Genomic DNA, 26722 nt, shown 5'->3' with positions numbered 1-26722 from the left:
TTATATTTATCTTAAGCTCAATTCAATTGATTATATTTTGGAGTAATAAGTTTTAGTGTTGAATAAATTTTGGTTTGACGCAAAAAATATAAATTGTTTTAAAAATGGCTCTAGAGTAATAAAAGATTTAAATTTACGTATAGCGTATTCAGAAAATGTGATATTAATTGGACCAAATGGTTCAGGGAAATCATCCTTAATTGAAATGATTAATAGAAACATATACCCAGTAGTAGCTAATGAATCGAAACTGAAAATATTTAACAAAGAACTTATAAATTTATGGGAAATAAGAAAAAGAATAAGTACCGTAAATAATGATATAAAAAATAGAATAAATCCAAATTTACTAGTTTTTGATTTGATTTTAAGTGGACTTTATGGAAGGTATTGTTATGTACAAAATAAATCTGAAAGAGATTCTTATAAGGTGGATAAAATTATGAAGAAAATGAATATATCTAATTTATCTGAAAAGAATTTTTCCTATTTATCAGATGGAGAAAAACAAATTTCACTCATTGCAAGGGCATTAATCAAAAAACCTGAAATCTTAATTCTAGATGAACCAATTGCAAATTTAGATTATAAATCAAAATTTTTTGTAGTTGATAAGGTTAATGAATTATCAAAATTAAATACTAAAATTTTATGCGTTACTCATGATATTTCAACGATTACACAAATATATGACCGGGTCATTATGCTAAAAGATGGCAAAATAATCGCTGATGGACATCAAAATAAGGTTATAAATAGTGAAAATCTTAATAAGTTATATGGTATACAAGTAGAGGTTACAAAAAAGAATGGAATTTGGAATATAAACAGATTATCTAAATAACAATTATTAAAATAGCTATCGCAATAGCAAGAAATACTAATTTTTTACTTTTTAAAAATGAAGAGGATTTATTTTTAAATGAAGAAGAACCGCATTTAGAGCATACAATCTTACCTCCTAAAGATCGATCTGAAACGAATGAAGAACTTCCGCAATTAAAACAAACTCTATTTACGTTTATCAAAATAATAATCTTGAATTCTATTTAAATTATATTGCTAATTACTATGTAAAGAAAAACATCAAAAACCATATGATAATGAGAATCTATTGCAATAAGAGTTTTTTTAGTGCATAATTGATAATAATTCTCATTATCAAGAGTGCAGTAATGAATTTCCATAGTTATGGAGAATCTCCTTCTAAAACAGTAAGAATTATAACTGGACAGTCCGTTCTGATAGACCCTTCATCACGACCAAAAGGTACATGCCTAGAAGTTGAAAGTGGAATTGCTAGAGTTTATTGCCCTTGTGAAGAAACTGAGGGAATGACACTTGCATTTTTACAAGCAGGTGACCAATTAAGAACTGATCTTCTATGTAGCGAAGGTGTCTGTGTTGAAGCTCTAACGGATTTGTCGTTTCACAGCAATGTAAATATTGATGAGAATATTGGTTTCGATGCAGTAAATGAATGGACTTTGCAACTCCTTAGGATAAGACACTTAGGAAATGCAGAACAGCGGTTACAAGCTTTATTTTCAATACTAGTAAATCGTCTAGGAAGAAGATGTGGTCAATGGTGTGAGTTACCTTTTAGGTTAACTCATGAAAGGATTGGTGAATTAATCGGTTCTACAAGAGTAACATCAACAAGATTAATTTCTAAATTAAGATCATCTGAGTTATTAATAGCTCCTATTGGAACCCAAACAGTCAGTGTTGCTCCTTCTTTTATTGAAACTTCGCCGCTTTAAAAATATGAAGGAATCACAATCATTTACCAACAACTTGTTAATGGAAGTTGATGTTCTATCTAATAGACTCAGAAACATCAAGCAATCCTACAAAACTACAGAAAATAAAGCATTGAAGGGAAGGTTATTTTCTGAAAACAAAAATATTTTTAAAAGAGTTAATGAGATTTATAAAATAGCTGAACTTTTAAATAAAAATAATACTGAGAAAATCAACTTTTCTAAGTTACTTATCGAAAAAACTAAAAGAACTTTGAATGAAAATAAATTTGAAAGTAATCTATTTTTTCTTTAAATCACTATCTATCAATAAGATTGCAGAAGGTTGATTAGAAGCAAACTTTACTTTGCCAAGTATGTTTGCGAATTCATCCTCTGATTTTGTTTGAGCCTCAATGATTGGATCTAAAAATACGTTGGTTCTTGTATCTGAAATTCTTTCTGAAATAGAATAAAGTTGTTGCAGGGATGAAGTTAAATCAGCTTCCATGTTGAAAGAATAGGAAATCAAATCCTCAATGGAATCCCATGATTGAACTGGCGCAGGGATTTCATCTAATTTTACTCTTTGTCCTCTTGCGATTAAGTAATCAGCAAATTTCTGAGCATGTTCCATTTCACCTTGTGATTCACTTAGAAAATAAGAAGCAAATCCATTTAAATCACGTTCTTGAAACCAGAGATATATAGAAAAATATTGAACATTGGCATATCTTTCCATTGTTAAATGTTCAAAAATATTATCCAATAAACTTTTGTCAATTGGTTGTGCTACAGCTCTTCCAGATGGACCAAAATTAATTAATTTCTTTACTTTTAGATTATTTTCTTTCATTGCTCAATAAGAAACTAATTAAATAATACAACATTTTGTATAAATTAGTAATTAATTAATCCTTTAAATTAAATTAAATAATATGATAATGAAAATCAATCGCAATACTATAAATGAATTTAGAGTACAGTTTTTCTGAACTGATATTAACTAATAAAATTTATAAAAATAAAAAAAAGAAATGTAAAAAGAAAAAATGCTCTAATTGGAAGGGGGGCAAGTGTAATTGCCTATAAAAAAATCTATTTATATACCTTATATCCTCCAGGATATAAAAAATAATAACTATTTTTATTAATAGAAAGAGAACATTTATCACCATTATTAAGGAGAGTATTAATATCAGTTCTAACCCTTAATATGTTTCCATTAATAGTTACTTTATATATAAGAAATTCGCCAAGAAACTCTTTAGATATAACAATCGCTTCACCAGATTCTGATCTTTTAATTGAAATAAATTTAGGCGCAATTGACATACTTTTGATACTTGTATTTTTCAAATACTCTGAACTATTTATTTCACCTAAACAAGAAATATATGAATTACCATTTTTTTTGAGATTAATAATATTATTGCCCAAAATAAAACTACTCACAAATAAGGTCTTGGGATTTTTTAGAAGGTTAATTGGTGTATCAATTTGATGTATTTTACCCTCATTCATAACAGCCACTTTATCGCAAATTGACATTGCTTCCTCCGGATCATGAGTAACCATTAATCCGCTTGCATTACAACCTTTTAGAATATTTGGGAGCTCACTTCTCAATTTTAGTTTGACATGCATGTCAAGACTACAAAAAGGTTCATCTAATAAAATAAAATTTGTACCTGGAGCGAGAGCTCTCGCAATTGCAAGTCTTTGCTTTTGGCCTCCAGACAATTCGTGCGGGTACCTTCCAACTAAACTATCAAGACCAACAACATTTAGTAAATAATCAACTCTAGATCTATCTTTTTTGTTTTTCAAACCAAACATTACATTCTCCAAAACAGTTAAGTGAGGAAAAAGTGCATAGTCTTGAAAAACCATACCAATATTTCTTTTCTCAGGACTAAGAATTTTTTTTTCACTTGAAATTTCTTCATCATTTAAAGAAATCCTTCCTTTAGAGGGGTATTCGAAGCCTGCGATTAATCTTAAAAGAGTTGTTTTTCCGCAACCAGAGGGACCAAGCAAACCTAAAAATTCACCATTTTCAATTTTCAGGTTAATTTCGGTTAATATCCAATTTGAACATTCTCGCTTATCATATTTATGATGCAGATCATCAATTATTAACGCATCATTTTTCACTAAGTTCTTCTTATTTAAATATATTAAGTTAGCAGAAAATATTCACCTAAAATATCCCATGTATAATTTTATACACCATTTAATTTTCAAATTTAATGAGAAAGTCTGAAAGAGCATTAATAATAGGCAAGGAACTAAATAAGCTATATCCATCGCCTCCCATTCCCCTTGATCATACAAATGCATATACACTTCTAGTCGCCGTTGTTTTAAGTGCACAATCAACAGATAAGAAAGTTAATGAATTAACAAAAAGTTTATTTAAGGTTGCAGATAATCCAGAGAAGATGATGCAGCTAGGTATTAATGGTATTTACGAATACATAAAATTTTTAGGTCTATCTAATCAAAAATCAAAGAACATCTATAACTTATCTAAACTATTGATTGAAAATCATAATGGTATAGTCCCAGATTCTTTTGAGAAGCTTGAATCACTTCCAGGGGTAGGTCATAAAACAGCATCAGTTGTAATGTCTCAAGTTTTTAAAATTCCCTCATTCCCAGTCGATACTCACATACACAGGTTGTCACAAAGATGGGGTTTATCAAATGGAGATAGCGTAGTCCAAACAGAAAAAGACTTAAAAAACATATTTCCTGTTAATGATTGGAATAAGTTACATTTGCAAATAATCTTTTATGGCAGAGAATACTGCACAGCAAGAGGTTGTGATGGAACAAAATGTTATTTATGTCGTACTCTTTACCCAAAAAGAAAAAAGAAATTCATATGTAAAAAACCCTAAGAAATTAATATAATTACTTAATTAGTTTTTAAATCATGAAAATAGCAATTACTGGTGCATCTGGAAAAACAGGTTATAGAATTACCGAAGAGGCCGTTAAGAAAGGATATAAAGTTAGACAAATTATTAGAAAGAATTCAAAAGTTTCAGAAGGTCTAGAGAGTTTGGAAACAATTAGAGTTTCACTAGATAATAAAAAAGAACTTGATAAAGCGTTTAAAGGTATTGATGCATTGGTAATTGCTACTGGTGCTAGAGCATCATTAGATTTAACCGGTCCTGCAAAGGTTGATGCCTTAGGGGTATACAAGCAATTGGAAAGTTGCAAAAGAGTTGGCATTAATAGAGTTATTTTAGTTAGTTCTCTTTGTACTGGAAAGTTATTTCACCCATTAAACTTGTTTGGTTTAATTCTTATTTGGAAGAAAATAGGTGAAAACTTTCTAAGAAATTCGAATTTCGAATGGACTATTATTAGACCCGGAGGATTAAAAGAAAATGAAGATATTAAATCAGAAAAAATAAATTATTCAAGGGAGGATACTCAAATTAGTGGATCAATCCCAAGAAGATTAGTAGCACAATGTTGTATAGATTCTTTAAGAAACAAAGAATCCATAAATAAAATAATAGAAGTAACAAGTTCTCTCGAAAATAAAAAGATATCTTTTAAAAAAGCTATGCAAATGATTTAAAAGATGTAAGTATATATTATAAAACTATGAAAATAACTCCCAAGATCGACGCATTACAGTTAATGCTTACAGATTTAAGAACTAGAAATGAGCCAATAAGACATAAAGCTGCATTTAAAGGCTGTCAACCAGAATTTCAAAGTCTTGTATCAAGGTTAATAAAGCAGTTAGAGGAAGAATTAGTTGCTGAAAAACTTACTAATCGTGACAGTTAAAAAATTTAGATTACTTAAATGAACTTAAGTTATCGAATTTTGATTGTTCTGAAAGTTCATCATATCCTCCAAAAAATTTATCATCCAAAAATATTTGAGGGAAAGTATTATGGCTACTTTGAGCCTTTATTTTTTGAAAGCTCTCATCATTGTCTATTAAAGTAACTTCATATGGGATAGATAAGGAATTGAGCAACCTAATTGCTCTTTTAGACCAAGGACAATCCTTTAAAATATATGCTTTTACACGTGATTTATTTTTTAAAAAACCATTACTTGAGATATTAATAATTTTTTGTTCAAAAGAAAGTAATAATATATCAGTACCTTTTTTTACAATACAACCCTCCTCAAGATGCCCGCCAAAGACATTACATCCCTCATCTGCAAAACTCAAATGCAAATGAACATCTCCTTTATTAAAATGACCGTTTAAAGAAACTATCTCTAAATTCCCTTCGAATTTATTTATCTCTTGATTTCCCGGGCATTGAATACAAACTGTTCTTAGATTACCAACCACTCCAGAAACATACCCGTATAAATTATTCGATAAAGAATATTCTTTAATTGAATTTATCAAATCAGATTCTGGAGATAGCTTTAGGCTATGAGGCTGCATTAGATATAAGGAATAATTTTGTAATATAAAACATCATCAATCATAAAGAAAAGTTGAGTTTATAATCTTAAGGATTCAGTTTTAGATTTGATTTTAGAATCTACTATTAAAAAATCAATTAAACCTCTTACTGAAAATTTAAGCTTGTTGAGAGTGTAATATATTTTTTATATACACAAACTAATTTGCTATTTAGAAAAAATCTTAAAAATTTGGCAGTGAATATTCCCAATTTATTATCAATATCTCGCCTTTTACTTGTATTTCCATTAATACTCTTTTTAGAAATTAACAAACCTTTTTATGTTTTTATATTGATTATAATTGGAGGTTTAACTGACTATTTTGACGGATTAATTGCAAGAAAATTTAATCTTAAAACCAGGTTAGGAGCTGTCCTTGATCCTTTAAGCGATAAAGTATTTTATTTAATTCCTTTGATCTTCCTTTGTAAAAATAATTTAATACCTTTCTGGTCTTTGTCATTAATTTTATTTAGAGAATTAATTATCTCTAGCTTGAGGAACTCAACAAAAGACGGTTTACCAGCATCTAAGCTAGGCAAATTTAAAACGTTCTTCTTTTTTATTTCAGTTATGACCTTCTTTACACCATTAAAATTAAGCTTATTAAATAATTTAGCTTTAATTTTTTATTGGTTAGGTTTCTACCTGACTTTGGTGACTTTATTGCGTTATTTAAGAATTAAAAAGAATCTCATCTGAATTTTCGTCAAATCCCTCATTCTTTTTATAGTTAAAATCATTGATAAAACTATCCTTTAAACCATTAAGTAAATCAAAAGTTGGTACCCACTCTAAATCACGTTTAATTTTAGAGATTTCAGTCTGATAATGATTTAATCTAATTGGAAATCCCTTTCGAGATTTTGGATCTAATTTTTGATGATCGAATGTTCTTAAAGAAATCTCATTTTGATTTAATCCAAGAACTTCTGCACAAAAATAAATTAATCCCTTAATCGTAACTCCTTTTTCACCTGAACAGTTGTAAATATTATTTTTGGAATTTTCAAAATTTATGCACCTAATCATTACATCAGTCAGATCAGAAACATGGCCTAACTGAGTAATTAAAGAACCGTCACCTGGCATTGGGATGGATTTATTGGTAAATAATCTCTCAAAAAACCAATTTTCAATCTTATTGTAATTTCCTGGACCATAAATGTATGTAGGTCTAAAACTTGTAAAAGGTATCTTCTGATTTATCAACCAATTTTCTGTCTCAAATTTTCCTTTATGCCGACTATTTGGATCAATTGGATCCTGTTCAGATAGTGGCAGTTCGCAATTATCTTTATAAACACCTGCAGAGCTAACATATATATATCTCTGAAAAGAGTTGTCTATATTTTCTATAAGAAGTTTTGTCTGTTCTAACTCACGTCCAGAAATATCATAGACAACGTCATACTTTACATTTCTTAATTTGAGGATATCTTCTGGACAATTCCTATCACCCTTTATTAAATTTGTTTTATCAGGATTACTTTTATTGCCTCTTGTAAAAATATCAATTTGATGATTTAGATTTAATAACTTTCCCACCAAAGACTTGCCAACAAATCTAGTTCCACCCATTACAAGAATTTTCATATTCAAAAAAAATATTTAATTGAAGTAGTAATCTTAAATAGAATTACATATTGAATAGTACTACTAAGAAGTAATTAATGAAAAGGATGATGCTATGGAACTAATACCAGCAATTGATTTAATGAACGGTAAATGTGTAAGGCTTTTTAAGGGCGACTTTAATAAAAAAAAATACTTCACAAAAGAGCCTCATAAACAGGCTAAATTTTGGGAAGACGAAGGAGCAAAATATATACATATAGTTGATTTGGATGCTGCAAAAACTGGATCGCCAACAAACGATAAATCAATAAAAAAGATTGCAGAAACAGTTAATATACCTATTCAAATAGGAGGTGGGATAAGGTCTCAAGAAAGGATAGAACAATTATTTTCTTATGGTATTAAGAAAGTTATCATGGGGACCTCTGTAATAGAAAATAAAGAATTAGTTAAAGACTTATCAAATAAATTTCCAGGAAGGATAATTGTTGGCATAGATGCAAAAGATGGAAAAGTTAGTACAAGGGGATGGCTTGAGCAATCTGATATTTTAGCCACAGATGTAGTAAAGGAGTTTTCATCATTTAAAATAGCTAGTTTTATTGTTACGGATATAAATACAGATGGAACGTTAAAAGGAACAAATGAAGAATTCATAAAAAGCATACTTGAAATTACAGATATTCCAGTAATTGCATCAGGAGGAGTTGGCTCGATTTCTGATTTATTATCCTTAGTTAAATTTGAGAATTCTGGACTCTTTGGAGTAATCGTAGGTAAAGCTCTATATGAAAATAAATTTACAATATCCGAAGCAAATAATGTTTTGTCATCAGAGAGACTTACTGACTTTGATTTAAACAACAATTTTTACGCATAAAAATAATAAAAATTTATTTAAGGCTGGTATTTGCAGTAATTGTTAGTTAATTTTGTATAAGAGATAAGAAATCTAGTCTTGGAATTAATTTCAAAAAAATCGATATTAATTATTGCACCAAGCTTAATAGCAGAATCTTTATCGCTTAAGTTAACATCACTAGACCAAAATTTAGACATTAATTTTAATAATGGGACAGGTGATAAAACTCCGGATTTAGTTATATGGAATGTTCTTAATTTCCAATCAGAAGATCTTGTAAGGTTAGAATTATTAAAATTAAGAGAAAGATATGATGATTCAAAGTTTCTTATAATTCTCTCTGGCGAACTTGTTTATGAAGCAAATACCCCTCCATCATTAAATACTGAAGGTTTTCTCTTAAATCCCTGTGCAGAAAAAGTTCTTAAATCTATTGATACCATTTTAAATGGAGGAAGGGTATTTGATATTGAAAATAATTCAAGAGTACAATTAAACAAAGATAAGCCTCTCTCTTTTAGTCAAAAAATTCTAACTTCAGGCCTTAAACAAATAGATTCTGAAATCAATTATATATTTAAATATGTTAACTCTGATTCAACACCAGAATTTTATAAATTCATATTAAAAGGAAGATTAAGAGAACTTATTACTGCAAAATCATTTCTAATTTTCTTATGGGGTAATTCATTAGAGCTTTATACAGAGGCAGTTTATACTGAAACTAATATTAATCTTGAAAATAAGAATACTGTATTCATTAAAGATAAAAACAATGCAGAAATATGGAATTTAATTTTAGATAGATTAAAAGAAAGGTATGGCTCAACTAACTTACAAGTTGAATTTAATAATTCATCAATAATTCTCTCTGGGATAAAGAAAGAATTTATTTCACGACTAATTTGCAGAATGTTAAATGAGTTAGATAATTTAGTAAAAAATATTATGGAAAACTATAAGGAGAAAGATTTTAAAGATGATTTAAATTCTCTTATAAAAGAACTTAAAGTTAATACAATTTCAAATATCACAGACAGCTATTTTCGTTTAAAAAAAGGAAGTGAATCTATTTCAATAAATGATTTTATTTATAGTGAAGTAAGTTGCGAAGAGATAGATAGAGAATCGCATGAATCAATAATGTTTATTGAGCCAATTATTAAAAATGAAGCTCTTGACTATGATGGGAAATTACTCCCTCTATATGAAACAGAATCGTTTTTGATCCTTGAAAATATAATTTCAAATTGGACAATAAGGAACTGTAATTTATTAGCTTCTGAAATCTTTAATATTTGTTCTTCTTGGCCTGAATTAAGAACTGTACTTATAAATCCCGAATTACAATCGACAAGAAATTTTGAAAGATTTAGAAATAATATTAATAACTATAATCGATGGCATGACTATATTTATATGCCCATCTACTTGTATGAGAGTAAAAGAGAATATATTGATATTATCGATAAAAAATTTACCCGTTACTTTAAAAATGAAAATAGGGAGAAAGAATTAGAGAATCTAGAATGGCTACAAAAACAAGTTACATTGTTAGTTGAGATAAGAGATGCCTTAGCACCTCAGATAGAAGTTGCGGTAAAATACATTGGTAATCTTTTCGTAACTTTCCTTACAAGGGTCGTTGGCAAAGCTATCGGTTTAGTGGGCAAAGGAATCCTTCAAGGATTAGGAAGATCAAGTTCAAAGTAAGTTTTTAAACTTTAATGAAAATAATTCAATGGGTTCTAATAGCATTAATTTTTTTAAGTCCATACAAAGTAAATGCCTCCAGAGATACTAATAGTTACGATGGAAACATCTTTCCCATATACGCAGGTAATGGGGCTATAGTTCCTCCCCAGACAACTCTTCAGGAATCATTAAAGAATAAAAGAGTCGCAGTTTTATTTTTTTATCTTGACGACAGTTCAGATAGTAAAGCTATGGCTCCGATAATATCTGGTTTAGATTTGATATGGAGAAATAATATTGATATCATTGCTCTAACTACTGATGAATTACAGGATAAAGAAAAGTCTGAACTGAGAAATGAACCTATTTATTATTGGAACGGTTTAATTCCACAAACAATTATTATAAACAGTGATGGTGAAGTTAAATATGATCAAAATGGAATGATTAATATCGATGAATTAAACAAAGTTATAGGAGAATTAAAAGGAATTGATATAAATGAAACGGAATTTTCTATAGAAAGTTTTAATGAATACAACAGTATCATTTCTGAAAAAAAAGATCAAAAGATAATTAAGTAAAAAAAAAATGATACTAATAAATATCCTCTTAGTTCTTTTAATTATTTTAATTCTTTCAGATTTATATATTAAAAAATCACCGAAATCAAAGTTAAATCTCGTACCCATAAATTACAAAATCAAAAAAAAGGATGGTTTAAATGAATTAATTATTGATTTAAAAATAATAAATACAAGTAAAACCAAAGAGACGATGGTATCAAATATAAATTTTGAATTAGATTTTTTCAAAAGTAAAGATAACGAATATTGCCAGAATTTAGACTATCAAGAAGATATTTATATACAAAATAATAATAAAATACAGAATCTAAATAATTATTGGCCAACCACAATTATCAAGTCAAATTCAGAATTATTTGTAAGAATCATATATAAATTTAGCAATAATAATTTCAGAAACAAAATAAAATATCTATGGTTAAAAGTATTTTGGGAGAACTATGGACATTTTGGTATTTCAAATAATAAGGATTGTTTGTTAATTAATTTAGATGGTCAAAAGCAAAGACCGAAAGAAGTTTTTGAAATTCCTTTAAATGATAAATATGAGGCTTTTGCTATTAAAACTGATTTACTTGGTTGCTTTGATAACCCAGTAAATACTGTGATTAAATATTGTAAAGGAATTGTAGAAGAAAATGATATTTTAACTATCGGTGAGAGTCCTCTAGCGATTATGCAAAATAGATATATTTCCCCTCAAAATTTAAAATATAGTTTATTTACGAAAGCTTTATGTTACTTTTTTCACCCTACAAGCAGTCTTGCAACAGCTTGCGGCATGCAATTATTAATAAATAGAATCGGAGTCACAAGAATAACATTTGCGCTATTAGTTGGATTTCTCTTCAAATTAGTTGGTATTAAGGGTATGTTTTATAGGTTAACTGGTTCAGAATCTTCTCTCATTGATGATATAAGCGGTACAGTTACACCTTACGACAAAAGTATAGTTATGGGTCCTCTAAATGCGGATTTATTTTGTAAGGAGGTCTCGAAATATCTGAATATAGATGTTGCTGTAGTCGATGTTAATGATCTTGGTGGTGTGAAAGTCTTAGCTAGTTCAAATAAAACAGTAAATAAAATACTCAAAAAAAACTTAATCTCTAATCCTGCTGGCAATGGAGATGAAAAAACCCCTATAGTATTAATAAGAGAAAAAAAGTAAATGAAAAAAGATATCTCTTATTCTTTTCAATCTAAAAAAGGAATGGAAGTAACTTTTGAAGAACTCCACATAAGGCACTTAAACCTTTTAATAGATATTAAAAATAAGGAATTGAATAATTGGTTTTTAAAGATGGCAATTATAAATACCTTTGATGACTTAAAAATTTTTTTAAATAATCTTAAGAAAAATAAAAATAAATGCATAATTGCTATATATGGAAACGAAATTATTGGTTATTTAAATATTTTTCCTTTAAACAAAAAAGAGACTTGCTTAAAAATATCTAAGCCCAAATTGATTAACGGCAAGTGTTCGTTAACAGATAAACAATTAACTTTAGGATTGATAAAAAAATCTATCTCAATAAAAGATATCAAAACTTCAAGTTGGATAATTAACGCTGATATAAATAATGTTGACCTCATATCAACCTCAAGAGAATTAGGCTTTCAACCGTTAGGTGAGATAATCCTTTGGGATGGTTCTGCTCTCAATAAACATATAAAGCAAAATTCCAATTCCTATGCATTAATTAATGAATTCCATAAGATTAATAAGCAAAATATATTAAAAATAGTGAATTTCATAAGATCGAATCAATCTCCTCTAATAAGAAATATTTTAGATTTTGATCAAGACGACATCCTTAAAAGAAATAACTCTAAAAGTGGTGCCTTAATATATGAAAATTCAATCTTATGTACAATTTTAAAAGATATAAATTATCAAAACGAAGAAATTTATACTTTAACAATAAGCAGATATTGGGATAAGAGATTTAATCCTATTTTAAAAGAATTTATAAAAAGATTTTTTGAAAAATCTCCTGTTTCATATTTAAAAACATATAAAGAGAATTCACAATTAAATTTTTTTCTCGAAGAATGTAATCTCAAAGAAAAAAATCAAGAAATTATTCTTATAAGAAACACAATTGTTAAAAATGAAGCCAAACAAGTAAATAAAATAAATCAATCTTTGGAATCAATCTTTGAAAAATTAAGTCCACAAGGTAATCCATATCCATCCCCTTTTCCATTAAAAACAAAGTGAAATTTTGCAAACCCAAACCCAAGTCAATTCTGAGTTTGGATGTTGGCACCAAAAGAGTAGGATTAGCCTATTGTGATCCCCTATGCATTACAACAAATATACTTCCAGCGGTAAAAAGGGTTGAAAATAATCAAGAGATTAAAATTATTAGAAATCATATAGATGAATTAAATTTGACTGGTTTTATTGTGGGTATTCCTCTTGATGAGAAAGGTCTTATGACCACCCAAGCTATTGACTGTAAGAATTACGGCCAATTACTTTCAAATGAATTAAAACTGCCTTTTTCTTTCGTCAACGAACATAGTTCAACTTGGGAATCTTCAGATAGATTTGGAATAAAAAAAGATAAATCCGGATTGATTGATAGTTTTTCAGCAAAAATAATACTTGAACAATGGATTGAAGAAGGTCCTGAATTAGAAGAAATAGCTGGTAAACATCAGATAAAATATTAGTATTAAAAAGGATAGATAATTTTTAAATGAAAGAAGCCAATTCAAATGATAATTATGATGCACAGACTCTTTTATTATTTGACTCAAATGGAAACGAGCTATTTTGTTATCTTGAACAATTAGTAAGTGTTGAAGGCCAAGAATATGCTTTATTAACGCCAGTTGATACACCAGTAAGTCTTTTTAAGATAAATGAAAAAGATGAACCTGAACTAATTGAGAAAATAGATAAAAATGAACAAATACTAAAAAATGCTGAAGCAGTCCTTCAAGAACATGATTTAAGACTTATCAGATCAGCAGTTACACTAACAGTATCAGGAGAACTTGAAGAATCAATTTACGATGAATTAGAAGAAGATTACGTCGATGATGATAGTGAGAGTTATGAATTGCTCGTTAACTTTAATCTTTTTGACCAAGAATATGGCTTATACATACCACTAGATCCTTTTTTTATTGTGGGTAGATTAAAAGACAAAGGTGCCTTATTAGTTGAAGATGATGAGTTCGACAAAATTCAACCTTTGATTGAAACTGAGCTTGAAAAAAGTAGTTATTAAAATAAATGAGATCTATCCTAAAAGTCAATTGGGATTCAAACTTACCAATATATAATATTTCTCAATCTGAGTTGCAAAAAAAAGGAGTTAATTCTTTATTGCTAGACGTGGATGGGACTCTAGTAAATAGAAAATCAAATATGATCCCAAAAGCTGTAAAAGATTGGATCATAGAATCTAAAAAACTTTTCTCCTTATATCTAATAAGTAATAATCCATCAAAAAAAAGAATCGTAAAAATAGCGAATGAATTAAATTTAAGGTATAAATACAATGCATCAAAACCTAGAAAAAAAGTAACTTTGTCTGCTATCAAAGAAATTGGCAGAGAGCCAAAAAATATAGCCATTATTGGAGACAGAATTTTTACAGATATTATTGTTGGGAATAGATGTGGTATAAAAACAATATTAGTTAAGAGATTAAATAGAGATGGCTTGCCTATAAAATTTAATTTAACTTTGACAATAGAAAAAATAATTTCTAATTTTATAAAATGAAAACTTGGGTTATAAAAATTGGTACTAGTATTTTAAGAGGAACAGAGGAAATATCTACAGAAGAAGTTATTGAAAACCTTTCTAGATCATTTACAAGTTTTCTTTCAAAAGGAAACAAGTTAATTTTAGTAACTAGTGGAGCCGTTGGATTAGGTTGCCAAAAGTTAAATATTAAAACAAGACCAAATGACTTAAGTACCCTTCAAGCTACTGCCGCAGTAGGTCAAGTTAATTTAATGTCCTTATACGATAAAGTATTTAATAAATTAGGTCTTAATATTGCTCAAATTTTAATTACTAAAGCTGATTTCAATTCACGAGAATCCTTTAATAACGCTTCAAAAACTTTAAAAAGATTAATCGATTTGAATGTTATTCCAATAGTAAATGAAAATGATACCGTAGCAAATGAAGAGCTTAAATATGGAGATAATGATACCCTCTCTGCTTTAGTTGCCTTAGCTATAAATGCTAACAAGCTTATTTTATTAACCGATATTGAAAATCTATATTCAAAAGATCCACGTAATAATAAAGATGCGCATCCTATTAAAGAAGTTCATAATAGTGAATTAAAGGAAATTAAAGATAAAAATATTCAAAACTCAAATAATGAATGGGGAACAGGAGGAATCTCAACAAAATTAATTTCTGCAGAAATAGCAACAAAAGGAGGAGTCGAAGTCCAACTAGTTGATGGTACTAATAAAAAAAACTTAATTGAAATATTTAATGATAATAAAATTGGAACTTTATTTTATCCTGTAGAAAAACCTATTGGAAACAAAAAAAGTTGGCTTTCACATGCAATTCAAACAGTAGGAAAAATTACTTTAGATGATGGCGCTTCTTTTGCAATTAAAAAAAAAGGTGCCTCACTTTTAGCGGTTGGTGTTAAGAATGTAGAAGGAAACTTTACGATTAATCAGGCAGTTAAAATCGTAAATATAAATGATAAAGAAGTTGCAAAAGGTTTAGTATCAATAAGTAGTGACAAATTAAGAAGTATCTTAAATAATAAAGAAAATAACAACTCCTCGATAATTGTCGTACATAGAGATGTTCTTGCTCTCTCTTAGAAAAAAATTAAAACTGAAAAATGCTTTTAAGTGATTTAGTTGATCTAATAAAAAAAGGAAATTCAAATTTTATTAGTGCCAATATTTTCGATGATTTAAATATAGATGATGCTGCCTCATTAGATGCTGCAGTTAAACATCAAATATCTTTTTTAGAAGAAAATAATATTCTTAAAGAAAAATTAGATCAAACTAAAGCATCAGCAATAATAACCACTAACAACGATGAAATCGTTAGTGCCCTAAAGAAACTCAATATATCAAACATAATCGTTAAAAATCCAAGAATTGCATTTGCAGAAGTATTGGATTGTTTATATAAAACCATTAATTTCAAACCAGGTATTCATCCTTCAGCAGTTATAGATAAAACAGCAATAATTGGAATAGATTGCCATATTGGTCCTAATGTCTATATTGGAGAAAATACTGTAATTGGAGATAATAATCATATACTTCCTGGATCATCAATTTTAGGCAATGTTCGAATAGGAAATAATAATATAATTCATCCAAATTGTGTTATTTACGAAAATACCACTTTAAAAAATAATTGTGTAATTAATTCAAATTCTGTTATTGGATCAGAGGGATTTGGTTTTATTCCTGAAAATGGCAAATGGGTAAAGATGCCGCAAAAAGGTGGTGTAAAAATAATGAGTTTTGTAGAAATTGGAACTAATTGTTGTATTGATAGACCCGCAGTTGGATTTACATTTATTGATGAGGGAACTAAGTTGGATAATTTAATACAAATAGGTCATGGCGTAAAAATTGGAAAGAATTGTGCATTTGCAGCTCAAGTTGGTATTGCTGGAGGAGCAAATATTGGAGATGGTGTTATTTTGGCAGGGCAAGTAGGAGTCAATAATAGGGTAAAAGTTGGTAATAATGTCATTGCGAGTTCAAAATGCGGAATCCATTGTGACATAGAAGATGGCAAGGTGATTAGTGGTTTCCCCGCGATGGAAAATAAATCATGGCTAAGAAGTTCAAGTATTTTTAAAAAATTACCAGAATTAGCAAAAAAACTTAGACAATTAGACAAGCAATAATTTATTGTTCTATTAAACAAAAATTTAAATGAAGAAATATAAGATTGTTTTATTGTCAGGTGACGGAATTGGACCAGAGATTTCAGAAGTTTCAAAAAAAGTTCTAAAAAAGCTTTCAAAAAATCATAATTTCGATATTGAGATTATTGAAAAATTATTTGGAGGGATAGCATATGAAAAATATGGTACTCCTGCTCCAGAAGAAACACTAGATCAATGCAAAAAAAGTGATGCAGTACTTTTAGCATGTGTTGGAGATATAAAATATGATTCTCTTGCAAGAGAATTAAGGCCAGAAAGTGGGTTACTAAAGTTAAGATCTGCCCTAAACCTTTTCGCAAATATCAGGCCTGTTAAAATAAGAAAATCTCTCTTGGGAGCAAGTACATTAAAAAAAGAAATCGTTGAGCATGTAGATCTTATTGTTGTAAGAGAATTAATAGGGGGAATTTATTTTGGAAAACCAAGAGGACATATAACAAATACAAAAATCCCAAAAGCTTTCAATACGATGGTTTATGATTCGACCGAAATAGAAAGAATAACTGAAATAGCAATAAAAATTGCTAACCAAAGAAATAAAAAAATATGTTCTGTTGATAAATCAAACGTTCTTGAGGTTAGTCAATTGTGGAGAGATACAGTTTTAAATATCACCTCAAAAGATAAAAATATATCTCTAAGCAATATGTACGTTGATAATGCCGCAATGCAATTAGTTAGAGATCCTGGTCAATTTGATGTGATTTTAACTAGTAATTTATTTGGAGATATATTAAGCGATTTAGCCGCAATGTTAACTGGTTCTATTGGTATGCTTCCATCTGCTTCTTTAAACAATAATGGGCCAGGTGTTTTTGAACCTGTTCATGGTTCAGCTCCTGATATAGCTGGTAAAAACATAGCTAATCCTATTGCAATGCTTTTATCTGCTTCCATGATGCTAAAAATTGGATTAAATGAAGAAGAAGCTGCGGAAAATTTAGAAACTGCCATTGATAAGGTTTTATCAAAAGGATTTAGAACAGCAGATTTAGCTGATGGGTCTACTCAAGTTTTATCTTGCAGTGAAATCGGAGATAAAATAATGGATGAAATTTAAAAAAAAATTAATAAATAAAAAAATATTTTTAAGTAAAACATAAAGTTGGCATATGACCTGTCAGAATCATTAGATATTGTTTTTAAAAAATGTCAAAACGTCATCCAGTAGTCGCTGTAACAGGATCTTCAGGAGCAGGAACAAGTACAGTAAAAAGAGCCTTTGAGCATATTTTTGCCAGAGAAGATATTGTTCCAGCAGTTGTAGAAGGTGATAGTTACCACAGATTTGAAAGAATGCCTATGAAAAAAGCTATGGCAGACGCTCTTGCAAAAGGTGAAAATTTCTCTCATTTTGGTCCAGAAGCTAATCTTTTTGACAAGTTAGAAGAACTTTTTAAAATCTATGGTGAAACTGGAGGAGGAAAGAAAAGATATTATCTACATAGTCTTGAAGAAGCAGAAGAACATAATACAAGACTTGGGACATCCCTAGAACCTGGGCAATTTACTCCATGGGAAGATATTCCTGAGGGAACAGATGTACTTTTTTATGAAGGTTTGCATGGCGGGGTAGAAGGTGATGGATACAATGTGGCGTCATATGCTGATTTACTTGTTGGCGTTGTTCCAATAACAAATTTAGAGTGGATTCAAAAAATCCATAGAGATAACGCAGAGAGAGGTTACTCAGCGGAAACCATTGTGGATACGATATTGAGAAGAATGCCTGATTATATAAATCACATCTGCCCACAATTCAGCAAAACCGATATTAATTTCCAAAGAATTCCCACAATTGACACTTCAAATCCTTTCATATGCAGAAATATCCCAACTCCTGATGAGAGCTTTGTGATAATACATTTCAGGAAAGGTGCAAGAGAGAAATGGGGTATTGATTTTCAATACTTGCTTGGAATGATTAACGATTCATTTATGTCAAGTCCAACAAGTATCGTTGTAAATGGTGGGAAAATGGGTTTTGCAATGGAACTAATTCTTACTCCAATAATTCATAAAATGATTGAGGAGAAAAATAAATAATAATTAATTTCGATTATTAACTCAAATAATTATATTTCTAACTTTGAGGAGTTTCTAATTTAGAAAATCTCAAATATTTATATATCTTTCTTGATAAAAGTACCTAACTTAGATTTAAATAGAAAAAAAGGAAACGTTGTGTCATTAATCGACTGGTTTGCCGCAAGGCGTAAAGATCAATTTGTTGGGAAAGTATCCCAAGATACTGACGAAGGAGATGGTTTGTGGGTTAAATGTTCAGAGTGTTCGCAAGTAGCCTATAGAAAAGACCTAATTTCAAATTTCAATGTTTGTAGTAATTGTGGTCACCATAATAGAATTAATAGTGATGAAAGGATAAATATAATTGCTGATAAAAATTCATTTAAAGAATTTGATAGTTCACTAAGTCCTACAGATCCTTTAGGTTTTAAAGATAGAAGGTCTTATGCTGACCGAATTAAAGAAAGTCAAGCAGGTACAGGTTTAAGAGATGGTGTCATAACAGGTTTTTGTTCTGTAAATTCAATGCCTTTAGCATTAGCTGTTATGGATTTTAGATTTATGGGAGGATCTATGGGTTCAGTAGTTGGTGAAAAAATTACAAGGATAATTGAGAGAGCAACTTTAGAAAATTACCCAATTCTTATTGTTTGTGCATCAGGTGGGGCAAGAATGCAAGAAGGTATGTTAAGTCTAATGCAAATGGCAAAAATATCTGGAGCACTAAAAAAACATAAAGAGAAAAATCTCCTATATATGCCATTATTAACTCATCCAACCACTGGAGGTGTAACAGCCAGCTTTGCGATGTTAGGTGATTTAATTTTGGCGGAACCTAAAGCACTTATTGGATTTGCGGGAAGAAGGGTTATTGAACAAACATTAAGAGAAAAATTACCCGATAATTTTCAAACAGCTGAATATCTTCTTGAGCATGGTTTTGTTGATGTAATAGTGAAAAGGAAAGATCTCAAGACTACTTTGACTAAAATTTTAAAAATCCATGGAGTAAAAGAACTTGCAGAAGCAAATATATAAAATGAGAATAATTTCTAATTTATTTTATTTTTCTTTAAGCCTTTTACTCTTTATTTTAAACTTTGCCTCCTATTCATATGCGTTAGGAAATGTTGATTGGGTTCTCCTTAAAGAGAATAGTGATGGGAAAGAATGGCTTGATAAAGGGAGTATTAAGCCGCTCCCAAATGGTGAAATAAGTGTATTAACAAAGTTCTTTAAGAATCCCACTAATTCTGATGATGATGGAGAGTTATCACTTTATGTAATGAGAATTAATTGCAACGAAAAAAAGTTCAAAGATACATCAATTAATGGAATTCCTCAATTCAATTCAAAATGGCAAACTTCTAATAATGATGAACTTATAGATGTTGTTATTGAAAATAGCTGTTCAGAGTTTATTGATGGATAAGAATGAATACTAAAAATAAAAAATTAAAAATAGCAATCGCTGGTCTTGGGTTTGGGAAAAAAGTTCATTTAGAGGCATTAAAGCAGTCTGATCACTTAACTCCTGTAGCTATTTATCATTACGAGAAAAAGCAAAAATCGATATTAGAAAAAGAAACGGGCTTAGATTTTTTTCATAATTGGGAAGAATTAGTTAAATCTCCAAAAATTGATGGAATTATTATTGCCACCCCTCCTGAATCAAGATTTAAGTTAGCAAAACAAGCTCTCGAGAATAATAAAAATTTGCTCCTAGAAAAACCCGTTTCAATATCCTCCTCAGAAATTGAAGAGCTTCAGAGAATATCTTTGATTAATAATTTAAGCGTATGTGTTGATTTTGAATATAGAGCAGTACCTCTTTTCCTTCAGACAAAAAAACTTATTGATGAAAATATCTTAGGAGATATATATTTAGTCAAATTAGATTGGTTAATGGGCAGTAGATCCGATCCCAAAAGATCCTGGAATTGGTATTCATTGGAAGAAAAAGGTGGAGGAGTTATTGGCGCCTTGGGTACTCATGCATTCGATATGTTGAATTGGTTTTTTGGAGAAGCAATAAACGTGAATGGCAAGTTAGCAACATCAATAAAAAAAAGACCTTTACCTAATTCATCTGATTTAAATTATGTTACGAGTGAAGATGTATGTTTAGCCAATATAGAAATATCAAACTACAGCTCGAATCTTATTCCATGTCAGGTATCTTTATCATCGATTTCTAAAAACGGTAGGGGATTTAGTTTAGAAATATATGGAAGCGAAGGTTCACTTATTCTTAAAAGCGAAAACCAAAAAGATTATGTACATGGTTTTAATTTGAAATATTCAAACAACGAAAATAAAGTACAAAATCTAACTGCAGATTCAAGTTTTAATTTTAAAAAAACATGGACTGATGGCAGAATAGCTCCAGTTTTGAGAATTCAAAATTTATGGGCTCAGAGTATAATGAATAAAACACCTGTAATCCCAGGCTTATGTGAGGGACTCGCTAGTCATAAAGTTTGCGAAGCCATAAGAGAATCTTCGAAAAGTGGATTAAGTATCAAAATTTAAGGCTATACATTAATAAGTAGCAATTATCACCCGATAAAGTATTAGATTAATTTTATTTTTTTTTCATATTCTGGAAAAATCAATAGAACTAAATTATTAAAGAATGGCTTTAAATTATTACAAAAATGAGCTTAAAGAAAATGCTCAATTACTAGCTTCTAAAGGGAAAGGGATATTAGCTGTAGATGAATCCACAAAAACAATAGGTAAAAGACTTGCTGGTATTGGCGTTGAGAATACTGAAGACAATCGGAAGGCATATAGAGGAATGCTTTTTACCACAGAAGGTCTTGGCAAATATATAAGTGGTGCAATCCTCTTCGAGGAAACTCTTTATCAGAATCACCAAGATGGTGAGTCAATGGTTGAGAAACTAAATAATTTAGGTATTATTCCAGGTATAAAGGTCGATAAAGGGCTAAATCCACTTCCAGGAGGAGGAGATTTAGAAACTTTTTGCTCTGGCCTAGATGGGTTAGTTGAAAGAGCGGCAAAATATTATGAACAAGGTGCAAGATTTGCAAAGTGGAGAGCAGTTCTTCAAATTACAAATGATGGTAGTCCTTCAAAACTATCAATTCAAGAAAATGCTTGGGGATTAGCAAGGTATGCAAGATCAGTTCAAGAATCTGGTTTGGTACCAATTATTGAACCTGAAATCTTAATGGACGGCGATCATACTATTGAAAAAACTGCTGAAGTCCAAGAAGAGGTAATAAAGCAGGTTTATATTGCCTGTCAAGCAAATGGAGTTTTTCTAGAAGGAACTCTATTAAAACCATCTATGACGGTTAATGGAGCAGATTGTCCAAAAAAGGCTGATCCTATGAAAATTGCTGAAATGACAATCAGAACTATGGAAAGATGCGTTCCTGCATCTGTTCCTGGAATAGTTTTCTTATCAGGGGGGTTAAGCGAAGAAGCTGCTTCTATTTATTTAAATAATATGAACACTCTTTACAGGAAAGCTTTATGGAATGTTTCATTCTCCTATGGAAGAGCATTACAGCACTCATGTTTAAAGGCCTGGAAAGGAAGCGACGTTGAAGGAGGTCAAAAAGCATTAATAGCAAGAGCTCAAGCAAACTCTGAAGCATCAAAAGGTGCTTACGTAGGAGGATCTCAACCTTCATCTGATGAGCAATTGTTTGTAGCAGGCTACACTTACTAACAAAAAAATTCTAAAAATATACTCTGGGTCATAAATTTAGTTCCTTTAATTTAGTATTTTGTATATCTAATGACGTGACATTTGATACCTCTTTATACTAAACTCTCGGAAACATATGCTTTATATAGCATTTAACTTATTTTAATTATGGCTCTCGTTCCACTAAGACTACTTTTAGATCACGCTGCTGAGAATGGTTACGGTATTCCAGCTTTCAATGTTAATAATCTTGAGCAAGTTCAAGCAATTATGGAAGCAGCATATGAAACTGATAGTCCTGTAATCCTCCAAGCTTCAAGAGGGGCAAGAAATTATGCAGGAGAAATTTTCCTACGTCATCTAATACTTGCCGCTACAGAAACATATCCTAATATTCCAGTAGTAATGCACCAAGACCATGGTAATGAGCCGTCTACATGCTATTCAGCAGCAATAAATGGTTTCACATCAGTAATGATGGATGGTTCTCTAGAGGCAGATGCAAAGACACCCGCTAGTTACGAATATAATGTTGCAGTTACAAAAAAAGTAGTAGATTTTGCTCATTCAGTTGGAGTTAGTGTTGAAGGAGAATTAGGTTGCCTAGGCTCATTAGAAACAGGGAAAGGTGAAGCAGAAGATGGTCATGGATTTGAAGGTGAACTTTCTACAGATATGCTTTTGACTGATCCTCAAGAAGCAGCAGATTTTGTTGCTAAAACAAAAGTTGATGCATTAGCGATCGCTATAGGTACAAGTCATGGTGCATATAAATTCACAAGAAAGCCTACAGGAGAAGTTCTTGCAATAAGCAGAATTGCTGAAATCCATAAAGCACTTCCAAATACACATCTTGTAATGCATGGTTCTAGTTCAGTGCCTCAGGAATGGTTGGATATCATTAACAAATATGGTGGTGAAATCCCTCAAACATACGGAGTTCCTGTTGAAGAGATTCAAGAGGGAATAAGAAATGGAGTTAGGAAAGTCAACATTGATACCGATAACAGACTTGCTTTCACTGCCGCGGTAAGAGAGGCGGCATTTGCTGACAAGGCAAACTTTGATCCAAGACATTTCAACAAACCTGCTAGAAAATACATGAAGCAAGTTTGTCTTGACAGATACAAGCAGTTCTGGTGCGAAGGTCAAGCAAGTAAGATCAAGCAAAACAGCACCAATTACTTTGCTGATCTTTACGCTAAAGGGGATTTAGATCCAAAAGTAAAAGCTACTGTTTAATTTATTCCCAAATTAAATAAAAAAGACCTCCAAAATTGGGGGTCTTTTTTTATTTCAATATTAATGATTTTAATGTAAAGAGACCATCAGTCCCACCAATTGTCTCGTCACATGCACGCTCTGGATGAGGCATTAAACCTAGAACATTTCCCTTTTCATTAGTTATGCCTGCAATATCGAATGAGGATCCATTAGGATTATTTTTATATCTCAAAGCGATCAATTCATTATCTAAAAGTTTTTTTAAAGTATCAGAATCACAATGATATCTTCCTTCCCCATGCGCTATTGGCAACTTAATAGTTTGTTTTTCACCTTCATTATTAAACCAACCTCCTTTTGAAGAAACGATATCAAGTTCAACATCATCACAGATGAAATTAAGATTTTTATTTGCAGTAAGGGCACCAGGCAAAAAGCCTGATTCTGTTAAAATTTGAAAGCCATTACAAATTCCTAAAACTCTTTTTCCGCTTTTAACAAACTCATCCAAGGCATTTATTAATGGAGAGAATCTTGCAATTGCGCCGCATCTTAAATAATCACCATAGCTAAATCCTCCAGGTAAAACTATTGCATCTACATCGCTTAAATCTGAAGACTCATGCCACAAGTATTTTGTTCTTATGTCTAAACAACCTTCCAATGCCCATGAAACATCACGATCACAATTAGAACCAGGAAAGACAACAACTCCTACAGTAAAATTATCCATCTTATAATTTTTCTAGTGAATACTCATAATCTTCTATAACAGTGTTTGCGAATAACCTATCACACAATAAATCAATTTTTTCTCTTACCTCGTTTTCACTATTACCTTCTATTTTTACCTCAATCATTTTTCCTATGCGTAATGATTTTATTCCCTCGGCTCCAAGTTTTATAGAGGCAGATTTGGTAGCTTCCCCTGCTGGATCTAAAACTGAGGGTCTTAGTCTTACAAAAACTTTTACAGCAAATTGGTCCAATTAAAAATTAATTTCTACTAGAAGATTAGTTTAAATTTTAATAAAAAGTACTATTGATTAATAAACAAATATTTTTACTTTAAGGTTCTCCTAGTTATTAGATATTTATGTAGCCTCTACCAAAACAAACTAAGCAAGTTCTTCTTGAATTATGATGAGTTTTAAAGTTTCCTGCCCCACCACATTTTGAACATTTTAATTTATCAATTGATGTAACTTCGTCAGAGATTATTTGTTTTAATACAATTTTTGGATTTTCCATCTTGGGCTGTCTACTGTTTTAGTATCCCGACAGCTAACTATAATGTCAAATTGCTATGTTTGGTTCACTTAAAATCTTAAATTTCTCTTTAATTTTTTCATTAAAAGTTTTTATAGATTTTTCATCAAAGGAAATTATTACTAATTCAAGCCCAGCATTATCACTTGGTCTCCAACAATTATCTGGAGCTTCTTCAAACCAAGTATTAATTTTCTTTCCAACAATTTGTATTTGTAAAGGCAATGATTTATTTGGTATCCAAATACGTCCTTTTATTCGAAGAATGTTTAATTCAGCCAAGATTTTTGACATCTCTTTTTCAAATTCATTTTTTTCAAGGAAATAATTTGATTTAATTGAATCTGATACAAGCTCTGCATGATTATGGTCATGTTCTTCAGTTAAAAATTCTTTATAAGTCTCTTTTTTAAAATTAGAATCAAATATATAATTTAAATCAATTTTGCCATTCTTGGATTTAAGGACTGGTGTAGATGAGTTTAGACTTCCCTGGATTTTATTTTTTACAAAATCAAACTGATGATCATTTAAGATATCTGATCTAGAGACTAAAACGATATCAGAAACTTCAAGTTGTTCCTCAAAAAGTTCTTCAATAGAGGCGTTGTGATCAATTCTATCTGTATCATTATATTGTTTTGTTATTTTATTTAAATCATTAATTGGTGAACCATTAAGCATTGATTCTCCATTAACGATGCCAACAACTACATCAAGATATATGGAAGACCTAATCTCAGGCCAGTTAAGTGCTTGAATTAAGGGAATTGGTAGTGCCAAGCCACTCGTTTCGATAACTATTGATTCGATAGGTGGATTAAATTCTAGGAGAGCTTTTATTGATGGAACAAAATCATCTTGAACAGTACAACATAAACATCCATTGTTTAATTCGATAACGCAGTCTTCTTCAGATTCATCACATTTATCACAACTTTTAATCAAATCACCGTCAATTCCAACATCCCCAAATTCATTGATTATTAAACCATATTTTTTATTACTCTCTTTTAATAGATATCTTAGAAAAGTTGTTTTACCTGAACCAAGAAATCCCGAAACAACAATAACTGGAATTTTTTTTTTCATCTTTGATAATTAACAACCTAAGCTATATTCTGTACTCTCTCCTGTAGAACTATTTGTGCCCTTAGCAATCTCACATAATTGTTTTTGTTGTGTACGACTAAGAACAGCATCAGTAAAATCTGCACCATCTATTTTTGCACCTTCAAAATTACTCTCCATTAATAAAGCATTAGTAAAATTAACATCCGAAAGATCAGCATCTGTAAAGTCTGTTGCATAAGCTAGTGCATCTCTTAAATTTGCTCCAGTAAACTTTGAGTTATGCAATTTACTATTATTGAACACCGCCCCTTCTAAATTACTTTGACTGAAATTAAACCCATTCAAATCAAACTTAACATATTCGTTACCGCTTAAGTCTTGACCATGCATATCTGGCTCTAAATTAAGGTCTTGCTGGTTTCTAATCTCAGGAGGTCTTTTAGCCCATGCAGAATTTACAGAATTAAAAAATAAAATCCCCACGAATAACAAAGTAATTAATGCATTCTTTAGTGAGGGAAAAACAATTGATTTAATCATAATAAGACTGTATTTTAGAACTTAAGTATTTAAAGTCTGTAAGAGTATCTTAAAGG

The 26722-nt window shown here is 30.2% G+C and carries 34 protein-coding genes; 24 read left to right on the top strand and 10 right to left on the bottom strand.

The window, feature by feature from the left end:
• Positions 1–55 precede the first annotated feature (55 nt).
• Complete coding sequence (locus JJ847_06595) at positions 56–844, top strand: ATP-binding cassette domain-containing protein (protein ID MBO6960552.1); 789 nt, start codon at positions 56–58, stop codon at positions 842–844.
• On the opposite strand, the gene JJ847_06590 is transcribed toward JJ847_06595, so the two are convergent.
• Entirely contained in the window at positions 837–1028 is a 192-nt protein-coding gene (locus JJ847_06590) for a hypothetical protein (GenBank protein MBO6960551.1), read from the bottom strand. The two genes, JJ847_06595 and JJ847_06590, sit on opposite strands and share 8 nt — an antisense overlap.
• A 147-nt stretch (positions 1029–1175) precedes the next feature.
• On the opposite strand from JJ847_06590, the gene JJ847_06585 reads away from it, so the two are divergent.
• Together JJ847_06585 and JJ847_06580 are read left to right on the top strand one after the other, a co-directional pair.
• On the top strand, positions 1176–1763 hold the full coding sequence (locus JJ847_06585; GenBank protein MBO6960550.1) for a Crp/Fnr family transcriptional regulator: 588 nt from the start codon (positions 1176–1178) through the stop codon (positions 1761–1763).
• 4 nt (positions 1764–1767) lie between these two features.
• Positions 1768–2058 carry a hypothetical protein gene (locus JJ847_06580; protein ID MBO6960549.1) on the top strand — a complete coding sequence of 97 codons (291 nt, stop codon included), beginning with the start codon at positions 1768–1770 and terminating at the stop codon, positions 2056–2058.
• Here the strand turns inward: JJ847_06580 and JJ847_06575 are convergent.
• Both JJ847_06575 and JJ847_06570 read right to left on the bottom strand, forming a co-directional pair.
• On the bottom strand, positions 2044–2598 hold the full coding sequence (locus JJ847_06575; GenBank protein ID MBO6960548.1) for a ferritin: 555 nt from the start codon (positions 2596–2598) through the stop codon (positions 2044–2046). The two genes, JJ847_06580 and JJ847_06575, sit on opposite strands and share 15 nt — an antisense overlap.
• A gap of 242 nt (positions 2599–2840) precedes the next feature.
• On the bottom strand, positions 2841–3899 hold the full coding sequence (locus JJ847_06570; GenBank protein MBO6960547.1) for an ABC transporter ATP-binding protein: 1059 nt from the start codon (positions 3897–3899) through the stop codon (positions 2841–2843).
• 95 nt (positions 3900–3994) lie between these two features.
• Here JJ847_06570 and nth point away from each other — a divergent pair, with 95 nt between their 5' ends.
• Genes nth through JJ847_06555 form a run of 3 tightly spaced genes read left to right on the top strand, consistent with a single transcriptional unit; the run spans position 3995 to position 5558 of the window.
• Positions 3995–4648 carry an endonuclease III gene (gene nth, locus JJ847_06565; GenBank protein MBO6960546.1) on the top strand — a complete coding sequence of 218 codons (654 nt, stop codon included), beginning with the start codon at positions 3995–3997 and terminating at the stop codon, positions 4646–4648.
• Positions 4649–4683: 35 nt separating this feature from the next.
• A complete protein-coding gene (locus JJ847_06560) occupies positions 4684–5343 on the top strand; it encodes an SDR family oxidoreductase (protein MBO6960545.1) in 660 nt (219 codons plus the stop codon).
• 26 nt (positions 5344–5369) lie between these two features.
• Positions 5370–5558, top strand: a complete 189-nt coding sequence (locus JJ847_06555) for a hypothetical protein (GenBank protein MBO6960544.1) — start codon at positions 5370–5372, stop codon at positions 5556–5558.
• A gap of 10 nt (positions 5559–5568) precedes the next feature.
• Here JJ847_06555 and JJ847_06550 read toward each other — a convergent pair whose 3' ends face one another.
• On the bottom strand, positions 5569–6180 hold the full coding sequence (locus tag JJ847_06550) for a DUF296 domain-containing protein (protein MBO6960543.1): 612 nt from the start codon (positions 6178–6180) through the stop codon (positions 5569–5571).
• Positions 6181–6365: 185 nt separating this feature from the next.
• Between JJ847_06550 and pgsA the strand changes: the two genes are divergently transcribed.
• Positions 6366–6905 carry a CDP-diacylglycerol--glycerol-3-phosphate 3-phosphatidyltransferase gene (gene pgsA, locus JJ847_06545; protein ID MBO6960542.1) on the top strand — a complete coding sequence of 180 codons (540 nt, stop codon included), beginning with the start codon at positions 6366–6368 and terminating at the stop codon, positions 6903–6905.
• Here the strand turns inward: pgsA and JJ847_06540 are convergent.
• Positions 6879–7799 carry an NAD-dependent epimerase/dehydratase family protein gene (locus tag JJ847_06540; GenBank protein ID MBO6960541.1) on the bottom strand — a complete coding sequence of 307 codons (921 nt, stop codon included), beginning with the start codon at positions 7797–7799 and terminating at the stop codon, positions 6879–6881. The genes pgsA and JJ847_06540 overlap by 27 nt on opposite strands.
• A 94-nt stretch (positions 7800–7893) precedes the next feature.
• Between JJ847_06540 and hisA the strand changes: the two genes are divergently transcribed.
• From hisA to JJ847_06455, 17 genes are all read left to right on the top strand, one after another.
• A complete protein-coding gene (hisA, locus tag JJ847_06535; GenBank protein ID MBO6960540.1) occupies positions 7894–8661 on the top strand; it encodes a 1-(5-phosphoribosyl)-5-[(5-phosphoribosylamino)methylideneamino]imidazole-4-carboxamide isomerase in 768 nt (255 codons plus the stop codon).
• Positions 8662–8739: 78 nt separating this feature from the next.
• Complete coding sequence (locus JJ847_06530) at positions 8740–10356, top strand: DUF3685 domain-containing protein (protein MBO6960539.1); 1617 nt, start codon at positions 8740–8742, stop codon at positions 10354–10356.
• A gap of 14 nt (positions 10357–10370) precedes the next feature.
• Positions 10371–10922 carry a thylakoid membrane photosystem I accumulation factor gene (locus JJ847_06525; protein MBO6960538.1) on the top strand — a complete coding sequence of 184 codons (552 nt, stop codon included), beginning with the start codon at positions 10371–10373 and terminating at the stop codon, positions 10920–10922.
• Between the two features lie 7 nt (positions 10923–10929).
• Positions 10930–12096 (top strand): hypothetical protein, encoded by a 1167-nt coding sequence (locus JJ847_06520; GenBank protein ID MBO6960537.1) that lies wholly within the window; start codon positions 10930–10932, stop codon positions 12094–12096.
• A complete protein-coding gene (locus JJ847_06515) occupies positions 12097–13152 on the top strand; it encodes a hypothetical protein (GenBank protein ID MBO6960536.1) in 1056 nt (351 codons plus the stop codon). It abuts the gene before it with no gap.
• Positions 13149–13610: a Holliday junction resolvase RuvX gene (gene ruvX, locus JJ847_06510; GenBank protein MBO6960535.1), complete on the top strand. Its 462-nt coding sequence runs from the start codon at positions 13149–13151 to the stop codon at positions 13608–13610. Before JJ847_06515 ends, ruvX begins: the two co-directional genes overlap by 4 nt.
• 26 nt (positions 13611–13636) lie before the next feature.
• On the top strand, positions 13637–14173 hold the full coding sequence (locus JJ847_06505; GenBank protein ID MBO6960534.1) for a DUF3727 domain-containing protein: 537 nt from the start codon (positions 13637–13639) through the stop codon (positions 14171–14173).
• A gap of 5 nt (positions 14174–14178) precedes the next feature.
• Positions 14179–14673 carry a YqeG family HAD IIIA-type phosphatase gene (locus tag JJ847_06500; GenBank protein ID MBO6960533.1) on the top strand — a complete coding sequence of 165 codons (495 nt, stop codon included), beginning with the start codon at positions 14179–14181 and terminating at the stop codon, positions 14671–14673.
• Positions 14670–15752 (top strand): glutamate 5-kinase, encoded by a 1083-nt coding sequence (gene proB / locus JJ847_06495; GenBank protein ID MBO6960532.1) that lies wholly within the window; start codon positions 14670–14672, stop codon positions 15750–15752. The genes JJ847_06500 and proB overlap by 4 nt, the downstream gene beginning before the upstream one ends.
• A 20-nt stretch (positions 15753–15772) precedes the next feature.
• A complete protein-coding gene (gene lpxD / locus JJ847_06490; protein MBO6960531.1) occupies positions 15773–16807 on the top strand; it encodes a UDP-3-O-(3-hydroxymyristoyl)glucosamine N-acyltransferase in 1035 nt (344 codons plus the stop codon).
• 28 nt (positions 16808–16835) lie between these two features.
• Complete coding sequence (gene leuB, locus JJ847_06485) at positions 16836–17909, top strand: 3-isopropylmalate dehydrogenase (GenBank protein MBO6960530.1); 1074 nt, start codon at positions 16836–16838, stop codon at positions 17907–17909.
• 89 nt (positions 17910–17998) lie between these two features.
• A complete protein-coding gene (locus JJ847_06480) occupies positions 17999–18895 on the top strand; it encodes a phosphoribulokinase (protein ID MBO6960529.1) in 897 nt (298 codons plus the stop codon).
• Positions 18896–19033: 138 nt separating this feature from the next.
• Positions 19034–19915 carry an acetyl-CoA carboxylase carboxyltransferase subunit beta gene (locus tag JJ847_06475; protein ID MBO6960528.1) on the top strand — a complete coding sequence of 294 codons (882 nt, stop codon included), beginning with the start codon at positions 19034–19036 and terminating at the stop codon, positions 19913–19915.
• Between the two features lies 1 nt (position 19916).
• Positions 19917–20309, top strand: a complete 393-nt coding sequence (locus tag JJ847_06470) for a hypothetical protein (GenBank protein MBO6960527.1) — start codon at positions 19917–19919, stop codon at positions 20307–20309.
• 2 nt (positions 20310–20311) lie between these two features.
• On the top strand, positions 20312–21409 hold the full coding sequence (locus JJ847_06465) for a Gfo/Idh/MocA family oxidoreductase (protein ID MBO6960526.1): 1098 nt from the start codon (positions 20312–20314) through the stop codon (positions 21407–21409).
• Between the two features lie 103 nt (positions 21410–21512).
• Entirely contained in the window at positions 21513–22580 is a 1068-nt protein-coding gene (locus JJ847_06460; protein MBO6960525.1) for a fructose-bisphosphate aldolase class I, read from the top strand.
• Positions 22581–22727: 147 nt separating this feature from the next.
• The gene (locus tag JJ847_06455) at positions 22728–23801 is read left to right on the top strand and encodes a fructose-bisphosphate aldolase class II (GenBank protein MBO6960524.1); all 1074 of its coding nucleotides are present in this window, start codon (positions 22728–22730) and stop codon (positions 23799–23801) included.
• A gap of 49 nt (positions 23802–23850) precedes the next feature.
• Here JJ847_06455 and purQ read toward each other — a convergent pair whose 3' ends face one another.
• The 5 genes from purQ to JJ847_06430 form a co-directional block, all read right to left on the bottom strand.
• Positions 23851–24516, bottom strand: a complete 666-nt coding sequence (gene purQ, locus JJ847_06450; protein MBO6960523.1) for a phosphoribosylformylglycinamidine synthase subunit PurQ — start codon at positions 24514–24516, stop codon at positions 23851–23853.
• A 1-nt stretch (position 24517) separates the two neighbouring features.
• Positions 24518–24772, bottom strand: coding sequence for a phosphoribosylformylglycinamidine synthase subunit PurS (gene purS / locus JJ847_06445; GenBank protein MBO6960522.1), 255 nt, complete (start codon positions 24770–24772; stop codon positions 24518–24520).
• Positions 24773–24869: 97 nt separating this feature from the next.
• Entirely contained in the window at positions 24870–25034 is a 165-nt protein-coding gene (locus JJ847_06440; GenBank protein MBO6960521.1) for a hypothetical protein, read from the bottom strand.
• Positions 25035–25079: 45 nt separating this feature from the next.
• Complete coding sequence (locus tag JJ847_06435; protein ID MBO6960520.1) at positions 25080–26144, bottom strand: GTP-binding protein; 1065 nt, start codon at positions 26142–26144, stop codon at positions 25080–25082.
• Between the two features lie 9 nt (positions 26145–26153).
• Positions 26154–26666, bottom strand: coding sequence for a pentapeptide repeat-containing protein (locus JJ847_06430; protein ID MBO6960519.1), 513 nt, complete (start codon positions 26664–26666; stop codon positions 26154–26156).
• Positions 26667–26722 lie beyond the last annotated feature (56 nt).

The sequence above is a fragment of the Prochlorococcus marinus CUG1438 genome (assembly GCA_017644325.1).
Classification (GTDB): domain Bacteria; phylum Cyanobacteriota; class Cyanobacteriia; order PCC-6307; family Cyanobiaceae; genus Prochlorococcus_A; species Prochlorococcus_A marinus_AA.
The sequence above is the reverse complement of the archived record's forward strand: the minus strand, read 5'-3'. Positions and strand labels throughout refer to the sequence as shown.

Coding starts and splice junctions, on each gene's coding strand:
- JJ847_06520 (MBO6960537.1), top strand. CDS start 10,930: ATGATACTAATAAATATCCTCTTAGTTCTTTTAATTATTTTAATTCTT.
- JJ847_06435 (MBO6960520.1), bottom strand. CDS start 26,144: ATGAAAAAAAAAATTCCAGTTATTGTTGTTTCGGGATTTCTTGGTTCA.
- JJ847_06555 (MBO6960544.1), top strand. CDS start 5,370: ATGAAAATAACTCCCAAGATCGACGCATTACAGTTAATGCTTACAGAT.
- JJ847_06515 (MBO6960536.1), top strand. CDS start 12,097: ATGAAAAAAGATATCTCTTATTCTTTTCAATCTAAAAAAGGAATGGAA.
- leuB (MBO6960530.1), top strand. CDS start 16,836: ATGAAGAAATATAAGATTGTTTTATTGTCAGGTGACGGAATTGGACCA.
- JJ847_06560 (MBO6960545.1), top strand. CDS start 4,684: ATGAAAATAGCAATTACTGGTGCATCTGGAAAAACAGGTTATAGAATT.
- JJ847_06550 (MBO6960543.1), bottom strand. CDS start 6,180: ATGCAGCCTCATAGCCTAAAGCTATCTCCAGAATCTGATTTGATAAAT.
- JJ847_06480 (MBO6960529.1), top strand. CDS start 17,999: ATGTCAAAACGTCATCCAGTAGTCGCTGTAACAGGATCTTCAGGAGCA.
- lpxD (MBO6960531.1), top strand. CDS start 15,773: ATGCTTTTAAGTGATTTAGTTGATCTAATAAAAAAAGGAAATTCAAAT.
- nth (MBO6960546.1), top strand. CDS start 3,995: ATGAGAAAGTCTGAAAGAGCATTAATAATAGGCAAGGAACTAAATAAG.
- JJ847_06470 (MBO6960527.1), top strand. CDS start 19,917: ATGAGAATAATTTCTAATTTATTTTATTTTTCTTTAAGCCTTTTACTC.
- proB (MBO6960532.1), top strand. CDS start 14,670: ATGAAAACTTGGGTTATAAAAATTGGTACTAGTATTTTAAGAGGAACA.
- JJ847_06580 (MBO6960549.1), top strand. CDS start 1,768: ATGAAGGAATCACAATCATTTACCAACAACTTGTTAATGGAAGTTGAT.
- JJ847_06585 (MBO6960550.1), top strand. CDS start 1,176: ATGAATTTCCATAGTTATGGAGAATCTCCTTCTAAAACAGTAAGAATT.
- JJ847_06440 (MBO6960521.1), bottom strand. CDS start 25,034: ATGGAAAATCCAAAAATTGTATTAAAACAAATAATCTCTGACGAAGTT.
- JJ847_06455 (MBO6960524.1), top strand. CDS start 22,728: ATGGCTCTCGTTCCACTAAGACTACTTTTAGATCACGCTGCTGAGAAT.
- JJ847_06505 (MBO6960534.1), top strand. CDS start 13,637: ATGAAAGAAGCCAATTCAAATGATAATTATGATGCACAGACTCTTTTA.
- hisA (MBO6960540.1), top strand. CDS start 7,894: ATGGAACTAATACCAGCAATTGATTTAATGAACGGTAAATGTGTAAGG.
- JJ847_06500 (MBO6960533.1), top strand. CDS start 14,179: ATGAGATCTATCCTAAAAGTCAATTGGGATTCAAACTTACCAATATAT.
- JJ847_06465 (MBO6960526.1), top strand. CDS start 20,312: ATGAATACTAAAAATAAAAAATTAAAAATAGCAATCGCTGGTCTTGGG.
- purQ (MBO6960523.1), bottom strand. CDS start 24,516: ATGGATAATTTTACTGTAGGAGTTGTTGTCTTTCCTGGTTCTAATTGT.
- JJ847_06525 (MBO6960538.1), top strand. CDS start 10,371: ATGAAAATAATTCAATGGGTTCTAATAGCATTAATTTTTTTAAGTCCA.
- JJ847_06430 (MBO6960519.1), bottom strand. CDS start 26,666: ATGATTAAATCAATTGTTTTTCCCTCACTAAAGAATGCATTAATTACT.
- JJ847_06540 (MBO6960541.1), bottom strand. CDS start 7,799: ATGAAAATTCTTGTAATGGGTGGAACTAGATTTGTTGGCAAGTCTTTG.
- JJ847_06575 (MBO6960548.1), bottom strand. CDS start 2,598: ATGAAAGAAAATAATCTAAAAGTAAAGAAATTAATTAATTTTGGTCCA.
- JJ847_06460 (MBO6960525.1), top strand. CDS start 21,513: ATGGCTTTAAATTATTACAAAAATGAGCTTAAAGAAAATGCTCAATTA.